The 12,679-nt window shown below is 75.1% G+C and carries 9 protein-coding genes; 5 read left to right on the top strand and 4 right to left on the bottom strand.

Going from position 1 to position 12,679, the window contains the following annotated elements:
- Positions 1–56 precede the first annotated feature (56 nt).
- The gene (locus tag ACZ7LB_RS12335) at positions 57–1,346 is read left to right on the top strand and encodes an ATP-binding protein (RefSeq protein ID WP_471467496.1); all 1,290 of its coding nucleotides are present in this window, start codon (positions 57–59) and stop codon (positions 1,344–1,346) included.
- Positions 1,343–2,086: a LuxR C-terminal-related transcriptional regulator gene (locus tag ACZ7LB_RS12330; RefSeq protein ID WP_471467494.1), complete on the top strand. Its 744-nt coding sequence runs from the start codon at positions 1,343–1,345 to the stop codon at positions 2,084–2,086. The genes ACZ7LB_RS12335 and ACZ7LB_RS12330 overlap by 4 nt, the downstream gene beginning before the upstream one ends.
- Before the next feature lie 378 nt (positions 2,087–2,464).
- On the opposite strand, the gene ACZ7LB_RS12325 is transcribed toward ACZ7LB_RS12330, so the two are convergent.
- On the bottom strand, positions 2,465–3,583 hold the full coding sequence (locus tag ACZ7LB_RS12325) for a C40 family peptidase (RefSeq protein WP_471467492.1): 1,119 nt from the start codon (positions 3,581–3,583) through the stop codon (positions 2,465–2,467).
- 348 nt (positions 3,584–3,931) lie between these two features.
- On the opposite strand from ACZ7LB_RS12325, the gene ACZ7LB_RS12320 reads away from it, so the two are divergent.
- Complete coding sequence (locus tag ACZ7LB_RS12320; protein ID WP_471467491.1) at positions 3,932–4,285, top strand: hypothetical protein; 354 nt, start codon at positions 3,932–3,934, stop codon at positions 4,283–4,285.
- Here the strand turns inward: ACZ7LB_RS12320 and ACZ7LB_RS12315 are convergent.
- Positions 4,263–5,276 carry a tellurite resistance/C4-dicarboxylate transporter family protein gene (locus ACZ7LB_RS12315; RefSeq protein WP_471467490.1) on the bottom strand — a complete coding sequence of 338 codons (1,014 nt, stop codon included), beginning with the start codon at positions 5,274–5,276 and terminating at the stop codon, positions 4,263–4,265. The genes ACZ7LB_RS12320 and ACZ7LB_RS12315 overlap by 23 nt on opposite strands.
- A 26-nt stretch (positions 5,277–5,302) precedes the next feature.
- Positions 5,303–6,607: a C40 family peptidase gene (locus ACZ7LB_RS12310; protein ID WP_471467488.1), complete on the bottom strand. Its 1,305-nt coding sequence runs from the start codon at positions 6,605–6,607 to the stop codon at positions 5,303–5,305.
- A 961-nt stretch (positions 6,608–7,568) separates the two neighbouring features.
- On the opposite strand from ACZ7LB_RS12310, the gene ACZ7LB_RS12305 reads away from it, so the two are divergent.
- Positions 7,569–8,042 carry a hypothetical protein gene (locus ACZ7LB_RS12305; RefSeq protein WP_471467486.1) on the top strand — a complete coding sequence of 158 codons (474 nt, stop codon included), beginning with the start codon at positions 7,569–7,571 and terminating at the stop codon, positions 8,040–8,042.
- Between the two features lie 171 nt (positions 8,043–8,213).
- Complete coding sequence (pcrA, locus tag ACZ7LB_RS12300; protein WP_471467484.1) at positions 8,214–10,733, top strand: DNA helicase PcrA; 2,520 nt, start codon at positions 8,214–8,216, stop codon at positions 10,731–10,733.
- Positions 10,734–10,880: 147 nt separating this feature from the next.
- On the opposite strand, the gene ACZ7LB_RS12295 is transcribed toward pcrA, so the two are convergent.
- The gene (locus ACZ7LB_RS12295) at positions 10,881–12,602 is read right to left on the bottom strand and encodes a M23 family metallopeptidase (protein ID WP_471467483.1); all 1,722 of its coding nucleotides are present in this window, start codon (positions 12,600–12,602) and stop codon (positions 10,881–10,883) included.
- Positions 12,603–12,679 lie beyond the last annotated feature (77 nt).

Raw genomic sequence — 12,679 nt, 5'->3', positions numbered from 1 at the left:
GTCTCGGGGACCGACCCTGATGCCCGCCCCCGATCCGCCGTGTGACCATCATTGGCATGCCGGAAGCCGCAGCAGCACCACTCGTCGAACCGCGGCCGCCGCGCAAGCTCTACCGCAGCGGTGACGGACGCTGGCTCGGTGGCGTGGCGCGGGGGCTCGCGGGCCATCTCGGCCTGCCCGTCGTCTGGGTCCGCCTCGTCTTCGTCGGCCTCTTCATGGCCGACGGCCTCGGCGCCCTGCTCTACGCGGCGTTCTGGTTCTTCGTGCCGCTCGGGGTCGGCGGCGTCGAGACGCAGAAGCCGCCGTCCTTCGTCACCACCGAGGTCTCCGCGGACGGCCGCCGCCGCGTGGTCGCCCGCAGGCCGGACAAGGGGCAGCTCGTCGCCCTGCTCCTCATGGTCGTGGCGGCCATGGTCTTCGTGGGCAACGTCAATCTGGCCGACGGGGCCAAGGCCTACCTCTGGCCCATGGTCCTGGTCGGCGCGGGCGTGGCCCTCGTCTGGCGCCAGGCGGACAACGCGCGCCGGGCCCGCTGGGCCGAGGTGGGACGTCACGGGCGGACGGTCACCCTGCTGCGGTCCGTCGTCGGCGTCCTGCTGGTCACCGCCGGTGTCACCGGCATCTTCGTCCTCCAGGGGTCCGCCGCCCACCTCGGCTCCGTCCTGCAGGCGGCCCTGGCCGTGCTGGTGGGCATCACCCTCCTCGCCGGCCCCTATCTGGTGCGGATGACCCAGGACCTCTCCGAGGAACGGCTGATGCGCATCCGGGCCCAGGAGCGCGCCGAGGTCGCGGCCCATGTGCACGACTCGGTGCTCCACACCCTGACCCTGATCCAGCGCAACGCGGAGAACGCGGGCGAGGTGCGCCGCCTGGCCCGTGCCCAGGAGCGGGACCTGCGGGCCTGGCTCTACAAACCGGAGGGCAACGGGAAGGACGAGGACGACGAGCCGGCCACCCTCGCGGAGGCCGTGAAGCGCAACGCCGCCGAGGTCGAGGACAAGCACGGCGTGCCCATAGAGGTCGTGGTCGTCGGCGACTGCCCGCTCGACGACCGGATCGGGGCGCAGATGCAGGCCGCGCGCGAAGCGATGGTGAACGCGGCCAAGTACGGTGGCGACGGCGGGGCCGTCCAGGTCTACGCCGAGGTCGAGGGGAGGACGGTCTTCGTGTCCGTCCGCGACCGCGGCCCCGGCTTCGACCTCGACGCGATACCCGCCGACCGGATGGGCGTCAGAGAATCGATCATCGGCCGCATGGAGCGCAACGGCGGCACGGCGCGGCTGCGCGCGGTGCCCGACGGCGGCACGGAGGTCGAGTTGGAGATGGAGAGGGCGGAGACGTCATGAACGAGCCGACCGAGACGGACGGAACGGCCGGAGCGGGCGAGGCGGCCGGGTCCGCGGGGCCGGCGGACGGCGGGGCGGAGCGCCATGTGCGGGTGGTCCTCGTCGACGACCACCGCATGTTCCGCACCGGTGTCCAGGCCGAGATCGGCCGGACGGCGCAGACCGGGGTCGAGGTGGTCGGCGAGGCGGCCGACGTCGACCAGGCGGTCACCGTCATCACCGCGACCCGGCCCGAGGTGGTCCTGCTCGACGTGCACCTTCCCGGTGGCGGCGGGGTCGAGGTGCTGCGGCGCTGCGCCCCGCTGATGGCCGACGCGGAGCGGCCCGTCCGGTTCCTCGCCCTGTCCGTCTCGGACGCGGCGGAGGACGTGATCGGGGTGATCCGCGGCGGTGCGCGGGGCTATGTCACCAAGACGATCACCGGTACGGATCTGGTCGACTCCGTCTTCCGGGTCCAGGAGGGGGACGCGGTGTTCTCCCCGCGCCTGGCCGGGTTCGTCCTCGACGCCTTCGCCTCCACCGACGCCCCGCCGGTCGACGAGGACCTCGACCGCCTCACCCAGCGCGAGCGGGAGGTGCTGCGCCTGATCGCCCGCGGCTACGCCTACAAGGAGATCGCCCGGCAGCTCTACATCTCGGTGAAGACGGTGGAGTCCCATGTCTCGGCCGTGCTGCGCAAGCTCCAGTTGTCCAACCGCCATGAACTGACCCGCTGGGCGACGGCCCGCCGACTGGTCTGACGGCGGACGCCGGGGTCGGCGGGTGTCGAAGGACGACGGTGCCGGGCGGGACGGGGGTGCCCCTGCCTGATCGCCGGCGCGGCCACCGCCCGGACTCCGGCGGCCTGAACCCAGGTCTCCCGGCCCCGGTCTCCCAGCCCCGGTGGCCCGGACTCCGGCTTCCCGGCCGGGGCCACCCGAGCCCCGGCCTGACCCGGCCCTTTCGGCACCGGCACCGGCTTCCCGGCACCGGCACCGAACGGGTCCCGCTGGACCGGTGTGCCACGGCCCGGGCGCCGTAGCTCAGCGGCCCGCGGGCCGCTGCCCGCAGGTGGCGTACCGAGGGGGCGGCGGACCGGCGTACGAGTTCCTGGGGACCGCCAGCCGACGCGGCGGGGGTCAGGCCACTCGGGTGGCCCCGGCGAAGGGCATCCCGTCGATGGGGGCCACGCGCACCGGAGCCGAGGGGTTCGGGGCGTGGATCATCCGGCCGCCGCCCACGTAGATGCCCACATGGGTGACGCCGGGGTAGAAGAAGACGAGGTCGCCGGGGCGGAGCTGGGAGCGGGGGACGCGTTGCCCGGCGCCGATCTGGGCGTAGGTGGTGCGGGGCAGTGACACACCCGCCGCGCGGTAGGCGGCCTGGGTGAGGCCGGAGCAGTCGAACGCGTGCGGGCCGGTCGCGCCCCAGACGTAGGGGCTGCCGAGCTTCTGGTGGGCGTAGGCGACGGCCGCCGCGGCGCGGGAGCCCGGCGCGAGGTCGCCAGGGGTGCGTGGGGCGGACCTCGGTGCTCCGGTGTGGGTCCCGGGGGTCCCTGGGAGGCCGGAGGGGGACGCCAGGGCGCGGCCGTCGGCGGAAGCGGCGGAGAAGGGCGAGGCGGGATCGGGGCCGAGCCGGGCGCGCCGCTCGGCGTCCAGCCGGGACTGGAGGCGGCGGGCCGCGGCGAGCTTGGCCGTGATGGTGCCGCGGTGGCGTTCCAGTTCGGCTCGGCGCGAGGTGAGGGCGGCCAGTTCGATGCGGGCGGCGCCGCGCAGTTGCTCGATCTCCCGCAGTTGGGCGCGGGCCGCGCCGAGGGCCGCCTTCTGCCGGGTGCCGACGCGCTGGACGAGGGCGGCGCCGTCCAGATAGCGGTCGGGGTCGGAGGAGAGCGCGAGGCGCAGGGCGGGGCCGAGTCCGCCGCCGCGGTACTGGGCGGCGGCGGCCGAGCCGAGGGTCTCGCGGGCGGTGTTCAGCCGGTCCTCCTTGCGGGCGACCTCGTCGCGCAGCCGCTCCAGTCGCCGTTCGGCGGCGTCGGCCCGCTCCTTGGCGCCGTTGTACTTCTCGGTGGCGGCCTCGGCCTCCCGGTGGAGCCGGTCGACCGTGGCCCCGGCCCGCGCCGGGGCGGGCTCCGGGGCGGCGTGTCCGGTCCCGGCGCCCAGTCCGGCGGCGGTGGCCGCCCCGGCGAGGGTGAGGGTGATCGCCGTGCGGGCCGCTCCGGTGCCCGTCGCGCGCTGCCGTGGCCTGCGATGCGCTGCCACCAGGGGTTCACGTCCTTCCGTACGGACCGGCCCGCCGTCCGGGCCCGGTCATCCGCTGGGGGAGGACGCTAGGCCGGGTCGTGCCGGGCCGGTGGTGGAAAGGACGGAACTGTCGGCACGGGACCGTTCGGCGACCGGGAGTGATCGCGGGGGAGCGGTGGGTGCGCCGACGGGCCGGGGGTGATGACCGTGTCGCCGGATCGCGGCCGGCCGGGGGTGACGGACTGCTATGGGAGCGCTCCGGAGCGCGGGAGCGCGCGCGGCGGGCGGGCGGCGGGCGGCGGCGGAGCGCGGCGTGGGGCGGGCCGGTGTCGGAGCGGTAGGGGACGCTGGCTAGGCTCCGGCACCATGGACGTACTCATCCACGTTTTCGTCGGTCTGCACATCGTCGGCATCGCCGCGCTGCTCGGCGGCTTCCTGACCCAGATGAAGGCGATGGGCCAGGGCACCGCCCGCTTCGTCCCCGCCATGCTGCACGGCGCGCTGACCATGCTGGTGACCGGTGTGGTGCTGGTCGGTCTCAACCAGGCCCAGGACTACTCCGTCGACAACATCAAGATCGGCGTGAAGCTGGCCGTGCTGGTCGTCATCCTCGGCCTGGTCTACGTCAAGCGCGACGAGGAGCGGGTGGAGAAGCCGCTGTTCGGCCTGGTGGGCCTGCTGACGGTGGTGAACATCTTCATCGCCGTGCTGTGGACCTGATCCCCACCGGTTCCCGCGCGATGGACCGCAGCTCGTTCCGGGCCGCGGCCACCGCGCCCGCGGCGACGGCCAGCCAGGCGGCGACGGCCACCCACACCAGCGCCCGCCCCGGTCCGTCCAGCCAGGACACCGTGATGGCGGCGGAGACGGACAGGGTGGCCGCCGCCGTCATGCCGAGGGGGAAGACGGTCGACCAGCGGCGCACGTCGTAGTCGACCCGCACCCACACGACCTCGGCCACGGCGAGGACGGCGTACCAGGCGAGGTCGAGCGTGAGCAGACCGACGGTGACGTCGTGCAGGACGGACTGGACGTCGTCGGTCCACAGGTACATGTCCGTGCGGGCGGCGGCGAGCAGCTTGGCCCCGGCCAGGGCGGAGATCGCGAGCGCCCCTCCCGCGACCCAGTGGTCGCCGGCCCCCCGGGCGACCTGCCGCAGGTCGAAGCGGACCAGGGCGATCAGGTAGAGCACCAGGCCGAGCCAGAACGGCACCAGCGCGGCGTGCACCAGCCAGGCCGTCGTGGTCGTCGCGCCCAGCGTCGCCGCCAGCACCGCGAGCCCCTCCGTGGCGACACAGCCCAGGAACACGGCGCCGGGCATCCGGCGCCCCCAGTTCCGTACGACCAGCACCAGCAGGCCGGGCCACAGCAGGGCGGCCAGGGCGAGCCCCGCCCCGGCGAGGGACGTCCAGCCGAGCAGCGCGAAGCGGGTGCCGACCACGGTCGTGGCCGCGACGGCCGTCAGCGCGCCCGGGGTCCCCGCGCGGTCGGCCCACTTCGCCCGGTCGGTCAGCAGCAGGGAGACGAAGTTCACCGCGAGCCCGAGCCAGGCGGCGCAGGCCAGTGCCAGCGCGACGCGGGACAGCGTCTCGTGCCCGATCAGATGGAGAGCGACCGACACGATGCCGGTCGCCATCACGGCGGCCCCGGCGGCGGGCGGACGCTGCGCCAGCCAGGTGCGCAGGGAGGAGCGGGTGACGGTGGTGGACATGGGGCGATGCTAGAGAGCCGGGCGGATCAAGCCGGGCGCACCACGCTGTGGATGGACGACTCGCCGTCGTAGTAGACGGATTCCTCGCGGACGTACGCCCCCGGCTTCGGCGCGTGGATCATCATGCCGTCGCCGATGTAGAGCCCCACGTGGGTGACGTCGGCGTAGAAGAAGACGAGGTCGCCCGGCTGGGCCCGGTCCAGGGGGACGGTGGTGCCGAAGGCGACCTGGTCGTAGGTGGTGCGCGGCAGGGAAACGCCGGCCGCCTTCCAGGCGGCCTGGGTGAGACCGGAGCAGTCGTAGGAGCCGGGGCCGGTGGCGCCCCAGACGTACGGCTTGCCGATCTGGGCGCGGGCGAAGGCGATGGCCCGGCCCGCCGTGGTCCCGGGGGTGGGCGCGGGGGTGGTGGTCCCGCCGCCGTTGCCGCCGGGCCGCGAACCGGACGTGTCCGGGGAGCCCGACGACCCGGACGGGTCCGTGTCCGAGGAGCCCGTGCCGGAGGAGCCGGAACCGGAGGAGCCCGAGGGACTGGACGGGTCCGACGCTCCGGAGGGACTGGACGGGTCCGACGCTCCGGAGGGGGTGGCGGAGTCGGCCGCGGCGGCCCGTTCCCGCCGCTCGCGGTCCTCGGCCTGGCGGTGGGCCAGCTCCGCGGCCTTGCGGGCGGCCTCCTCCCGCTTCTTCTTCTCGGCCGCCGCCAGCCGCGCCTTCTCCTCGGCGGTCAGCTCCGACAGCAGTTCGCGCGCGCCGGACAGCTTCCTGCGGACAGTGGCCCTGGCCGCCCGCAGTTCGTCCTGCGTCCCGGTGAGCGTCCGCAGGCTCTCGGTGGCCTCCCGGCGCTTCTTCATCGTCGCCGCCTGCTGGGCGATGAAGTCGTCGACGGCGTCCTTCTGCCGGCCGGTGAGCCGCTTCGTCATCCGGCTGCGGTCGGCGTAGTCCTGCGGGGAGTCGGCGAGCAGGAAGGTCGCCGTCTCCGGGATCGCGCCGCCGCTGCGGTACTGGGCGGCGGCGAGGGAACCCAGCTTCTCGCGGGCGTCGTTCAGCTTCTGGGTGCGCCGGGCGACCTCGTCCAGGAGCGCGTCGGCGTGTCCGCGCTGCTCGGCGGTCCGCTCCTTGGCCGCGTTGTACTTCTCGGTCGCCGCGCCCGCCTCCCGGTACAGGGTGTCGACCCGCTTCTGCACCTCCTCCAGGCTCGGCCGGTCGTCGGCCGGGGCGGCCTGGGCGGTCTGGGAGAGCAGGGCGACCGAGGTCAGCGCCGCGGTGGCGAGGGCGGGGGTGCGCAGGGCCGCCGCGCGGGTGCCGGTCGGACGCGACTTGCGGTGGGACGCCAAGGAGACGGCTCCTTCCGTGCTCCGCCTGCCGGGCCCGTGCCCTTCCCGTCCGGGGCGTGGTGCCCGGGGGCGGTCCGGCTCCTGGGTCCGTGGCCGGTCCGGGGCCGGGGGCGCGGCGGGGCGCGCCCGGAGGCGTCGCGCTCGTCGCGAACGGGCGCCGGTCCATCCGGGCCTCCGGCCGGTCCGGCTCCGGGCGCCGTGGAGGCGCGCCGGGTGCGGCGGGGCCGCGCGGGCCGGCGAGGTTCGCCGGGAGGGGCCGAGCGGCCTGCCCGGCACCGTAGCCAACGGGCGTGGCGCTTGTGAAGGTCGGCGGGTGATATGCCCGATACATTTTCGTGACCTTCGCGCCGGGGTGACGCTGCGTGGCGCGACGCCGACGCGGGGGTGCCGACGGGGGGCGGTCGGGGGGAGCGGCCGGGGGAACGTGTCCTGCCGGCGAGGGGCGGCGGAGCACGGTCCCTCCGTGGGAGCCGGTCCCTCCGTGGAGGAGGAGCCGCTCAGTCCGTGGAGGGGCCCTGGTTCGATCAGGGGGCCGGGACCAGGGCCGGGGGCCAGGGACCGGGGCCAGGGACCGGGGCCAGGGGCCGGGGCGGGGGCGGGAACGCGACCGGGGCCGAAGGAGGGCCTGTTCGCACGGGAGCGGTGCGCCCCGGAAGACTCCCGGGGGAGAGGCCCCGGCGTGGAGGAACCCCGGCCCGGAACGCCGACCGGGGCCCGACCGGGGCCCGGCCGCCGCCCGGCCGCCGCCTGAGGCCGGGACCGCCCCGCTCCCGCGACTCTGAGGGCCGCCCCACCCCGCTCCCCCCGGCCCGCCCCACCCCGCTCCCGCGCCCGGCGGAGCCGCGTCCCGCGGAGCACCGCCCGCGCCCCGGGCGGGACCGTGCGCCCCTGTCGCCCGGCTCCCGGACAAGGCGGGCGACAGGGGCGCCCCCTTGTCCGACCCCCTCGCTAGCCTGCGGACATGGCCGACTTGTACGAGTTGACGATCACGCTGGACCTGCGCGACGAGCTGTCCGAGGACGAGGTCGCCGAGCTGCGCTGGCACCTCGGGCTCGGGCCCGCGCCGGAGGTCCCGCGCACCGTGACCGCGTTCCCCGTCCGCACCGGGGGCCCCGACGGTGAGCCCGTCGCCGGGGACGATCCCCAGCCCCTCCTGGACGGTGACGGACCGGCGTACCGGGTGGGCGGCGCGCTCGTCTCGGCGCTGTGCCGCCGCGAGGGCACCCGGCCCGGCGGGTGGGCGCTGACCAGCCGGCAGGAGGTCCACCCCGACGCGTTCGACCTCATCGGCGACCTGCTGTGCCGGCTCGCCGCCAAAGCGGCCGACCGGCACCGGCGGGAGGACGGGGGCGTCGTCCTGGGCTGGACGCGCTTCTACGAGTCGTCGTCGGCCGAGCCGCTGGTGGTGCGCGACGGCGCGGTCGGCTGGCCGTGACCGGACGGGCGGGGTGTCGCGCGGAGGAGCCGGCCGGGCCTCTCCGGGGGGACCGGCGGACGGCTCCGGAGCCCGGGAGACCCGGAGCCCCGGGGCGCGCGGCCCCGCCCCGCGGGGGAATTTCCGGGGCGGGAACCCGTTGTCGGTGGGGCGGCCTAGACTCGGAGAGCGATGAGCAGCCTCTTTGACGACAGCTTCCTGGCGAGCCTCCAGGCCCCCGCGGGCCACGAGGAGGAGCCCCCGCCCCCGCCCGAGGACGACCACGCCGCGGAGCCGGTCCCGCACGACCTGTTCGGCGGGAGGTTCGACACCCCGCCGGAGCGGGACACGCACTACCGCAACGGCGCCCCGCGCCCGGTGCTCGACCCGGCCGCCCTCCTGGAGGGGCTGAACGAGAACCAGCGCGCCGCCGTCGTGCACTCCGGCACCCCGCTGCTCATCGTGGCCGGCGCCGGTTCCGGCAAGACCCGGGTGCTCACCCACCGCATCGCCCATCTGCTCGCCGAGCGCGATGTCCACCCCGGCCAGATCCTCGCGATCACCTTCACCAACAAGGCCGCGGGCGAGATGAAGGAGCGCGTCGAGCAGCTCGTCGGCCCGCGCGCCAACGCGATGTGGGTCATGACGTTCCACAGCGCCTGCGTGCGCATCCTGCGCCGCGAGTCGAAGCGGCTCGGCTTCACCTCGTCGTTCTCGATCTACGACGCCGCCGACTCCAAGCGGCTGATGGCCCTCGTCTGCCGCGACCTCGACCTGGACCCCAAGCGCTTCCCGCCCAAGTCCTTCAGCGCCAAGATCAGCAACCTCAAGAACGAGCTGATCGACGAGGAGGACTTCGCCGCCCAGGCCGCCGACGGCTTCGAGAAGACCCTCGCCCAGGCCTACGCCCTCTACCAGTCCCGGCTGCGCGAGGCCAACGCCCTCGACTTCGACGACCTGATCATGACGACGGTCAATCTGCTCCGCGCCTTCCCGGACGTCGCCGAGCACTACCACCGCCGTTTCCGGCACGTGCTCGTCGACGAGTACCAGGACACCAACCACGCCCAGTACTCCCTGGTCCGCGAGCTGGTCGGCACCACCGAGCACCCGGTCGAGGTGCCGCCGGAGGCCGAGGTCCCGCCCGCCGAGCTGTGCGTCGTGGGCGACGCCGACCAGTCGATCTACGCCTTCCGCGGGGCGACGATCCGCAACATCCTCCAGTTCGAGGAGGACTACCCGGACGCCACCACCATCCTGCTGGAGCAGAACTACCGCTCCACGCAGACCATCCTCAGCGCGGCCAACGCCGTGATCGAGCGCAACGAGTCGCGCCGCCCCAAGAACCTGTGGACCAACCAGGGCGCGGGCGCGACGATCACCGGTTATGTCGCGGACACCGAGCACGACGAGGCGCAGTTCGTCGCCGACGAGATCGACCGGCTCACCGACGCGGGTCACGCGCGCGCCGGTGACGTCGCCGTGTTCTACCGGACCAACGCCCAGTCCCGGGTCTTCGAAGAGGTGTTCATCCGCGTCGGCCTGCCCTACAAGGTCGTCGGCGGCGTCCGCTTCTACGAGCGCAAGGAGGTCCGGGACGTCCTGGCCTACCTGCGGGTGCTCGCCAACCCGGAGGACTCGGTGCCGCTGCGCCGCATCCTCAACGTGCCCAAGCGCGGCATCGGCGACCGCGCTGAGGCGATGATCGACGCCCTCGCCCAGCGGGAGCGGATCAGCTTCCCGCAGGCGCTGCGGCGCGTCGACGAGGCGTACGGGATGGCCGCGCGGTCGGCCAACGCGGTCAAGCGCTTCAACACCCTGATGGAGGACCTGCGCACCATCGTCGAGTCCGGCGCCGGTCCGGCCACGGTCCTGGAGGCCATACTCGAACGCACCGGCTACCTCGCGGAGTTGCAGGCGTCCACCGACCCGCAGGACGAGACCCGCATCGAGAACCTCCAGGAACTCGCCGCCGTCGCCCTTGAGTTCGAGCAGGAGCGCGGCGCGGGCGCGGAGGCGGCGGAGGGCGCCGGCGACGCGGAGGGCACGGCCCCCGGGGGCACCCTGGCCGACTTCCTGGAGCAGGTCGCGCTGGTCGCGGACTCCGACCAGATCCCGGACGAGGAGGACGGCGGCGGCGTCGTCACCCTGATGACCCTGCACACCGCCAAGGGCCTGGAGTTCCCGGTCGTCTTCCTCACCGGCATGGAGGACGGCGTCTTCCCGCACATGCGCGCCCTCGGCCAGGCCAAGGAGCTGGAGGAGGAGCGGCGCCTCGCCTACGTCGGCATCACCCGCGCCCGCGAGCGCCTCTACCTGACCCGGTCCACGCTGCGCAGCGCCTGGGGGCAGCCCTCGTACAATCCGCCCTCGCGCTTCCTGGAGGAGATCCCGGCGCCCCACCTGGAGTGGAAGCGGACCGGGGCGAGCGCCCCGGTGTCCTCCGGGCCGGTGTCGGGCATCGCGGCGTCGCTGTCGTCGTCCCGTTCCCGCTCCTCGGCGTCGGGCGCCTCCGGCTTCGCCACCCGGCGCACCGCCGAGAAGCCGACGGTGTCGCTTGCGGTCGGCGACCGGGTCACCCACGACCAGTTCGGGCTGGGCACGGTGGTCGGGGTGAAGGGCACGGGGGCCAACGCCGAGGCGACGGTCGACTTCGGGGACACCAAGCCGAAGCGGCTGCTGCTGCGGTACGCGCCGGTCGAGAAGCTCTGAGCGGCCGGGCCCGGCGGCGGTCGCGCGCCGCCCGGGCCCGCCGCCGCGGCCGTGCCCCGGCGGAGCCGTGAGGCCGGACGGGGCGGTGAGGCCGGACGGGGACGCGCCGGACAGGGACGTGCGCGGCGGCGGGGGCCGCGCGGCGGGTCAGGACGGGTCGACGCCGTGGCTGCGCAGCCAGGCCAGGGGGTCGATCGCGGCGCCGCCGCCGGGACGCACCTCGAAGTGCAGGTGCGGTCCGGTCGAGTTGCCCGAGTTGCCGGAGTACGCGATCCGGTCCCCGGCCTTCACGGGCGTGCCGGAGGGCACGTGGTACGTGGAGAGGTGGCAGTACCAGGTCTCCGTGCCGTCCTTCGCGGTGAGGATCAGCATGTTGCCGTAGGCGGAGTTGAACTGGGTGCGCACCGTGCCGTCGGTCGCCGCCATCACCGGCGTGCCGTAGCTGACGGGGAAGTCGATGCCGGTGTGCACGGACATCCAGTTGATGCCGGCCTGCCCGTAGTAGGCGCTGAGTCCGTGCTGCGCCACCGGGAGCGCGAACTTGGGGCGCAGCCGCTCCTTGCGGGCCGCCTCCTCCGCCGCGCGCTTCTTCTCGGCGACCTGCTCGGCCTTGAGGTCGATCCGCTCCTGGGTCCGGCTGGCCCGGTCCGCGAAGTCGTCGGCACCGGCGGCGAGGCTGGTGAGCTGGGTGTCGAGCCGGTTGTTGGCGGTGGACGGCCGCACCGGCTGGGCGTCCGGGTCGATGTCGTCGGCCGCCGCGGCCCGGGTCGCGGTGCCCTCGTCGCCGGTCAGGCCGCCGACCGAGGCCGCGGCGATCCCGGCCACGCTCATCACGCAGGCCGAGGGCACGGCGATGGTCAGCAGGGCCGAACGCTTGGCGGGGCGGCGGCGCCGGGAGCGGGACCCGCCGTGGGAGGCGGCGGTACGGGGGGCCGGGACACGCGGTGCCCGCTCCTCCTGCTCCTCCAGCAGATCGGTCACGGCGGGCAGTTCACCGGTGTCGGCCAGGCCGTCCTCGCGCGCGGCGGGTCCACCGCCGTCCGGGGCGGCGCCGGGGGCGTCGGTGTCCGGGCCGGCCGCCGGGGCGGGCGTCTCCCCGGGGGCGCCGTCGGCCCGGGTGCCGGGCGAGTCCGGGGCGGCGGGCCCGGCCGCGGCGGCGCCGTCGGAGTTCCACTGCGTGGCGTCGTAGGCGCCGGTGTCGACGGTGCCGGAGGCGAAGGCACCCGTGGCGAAGGCGTCGGCGGGGAACGCGCCGGAGACCGCCGGGCCCGTGGCGAAGGTGCCGGTCGCGAAGGTGCCGGTGTCGAGGGAACCGGTCGCGAAGGTGCCCGTGGCCAGCGAACCGGTGTCGAAGGTCTGGGTGTCCCAGGTCCACTGCTGGGTGCTGTCGGCCGGTCCGCCGGAGGGCTCCGGGAGCGTCCAGGCGCCGGTCTCCCACTGGCCGGTGGTCCCGGTGGTGGCGCCCTGCGCGGAGGCGGCGTCGGCCGGTGCGTACGCCGCCGTCCAGCCGGTGGTGTCGTACGTGCCGGTGTCGTGGGCGGCGTGGTGCCGGGCCGCGTAGCCGTCGTGGTGGAGGCTCCGGTGGCTGCCGGTGGCCCACTGGGCGGTGTCCTGGACGCCGGGCGTGCCGTACCCGCCGGTGGTGCCGTACCCGCCGGTGTCCTGCGCGGTGAGGGCGCCGAAGAGGGGGTCGGTGGCGAAGGCGGTGCCGTGGCCGCCGGTGGTGAAACCGGTGGTGTCGTGGGCGGCGTACGTGGTGAGGTCGCCGTGGACGGGCTCCCCGGTGCCGTACGGCGCGTAGTGCGCCGCGGAGGCGTCGGAAGCCGGGCCCGGGGTGATGGTGCCCCCCGGAGGGTGACGGTCGTTCACCAACTTCTCTTTCGCCTCGACAACAGGGCTGCCAGAGCAGTGCGGCGACTGTACCCGGCGGTATGCGGGCGCGACAA

The organism is Streptomyces sp. NPDC107521 (assembly GCF_055598485.1).
Note: the sequence above shows the minus strand (reverse complement) of the source record. Positions and strands in the feature narration are given on the sequence as shown.

Bases quoted from the DNA above. Each gene is read 5' to 3' on its own strand.
- ACZ7LB_RS12335 (WP_471467496.1), top strand. From the start codon at position 57: ATGCCGGAAGCCGCAGCAGCACCACTCGTCGAACCGCGGCCGCCGCGC.
- ACZ7LB_RS12330 (WP_471467494.1), top strand. From the start codon at position 1,343: ATGAACGAGCCGACCGAGACGGACGGAACGGCCGGAGCGGGCGAGGCG.
- ACZ7LB_RS12320 (WP_471467491.1), top strand. From the start codon at position 3,932: ATGGACGTACTCATCCACGTTTTCGTCGGTCTGCACATCGTCGGCATC.
- ACZ7LB_RS12315 (WP_471467490.1), bottom strand. From the start codon at position 5,276: ATGTCCACCACCGTCACCCGCTCCTCCCTGCGCACCTGGCTGGCGCAG.
- ACZ7LB_RS12305 (WP_471467486.1), top strand. From the start codon at position 7,569: ATGGCCGACTTGTACGAGTTGACGATCACGCTGGACCTGCGCGACGAG.
- pcrA (WP_471467484.1), top strand. From the start codon at position 8,214: ATGAGCAGCCTCTTTGACGACAGCTTCCTGGCGAGCCTCCAGGCCCCC.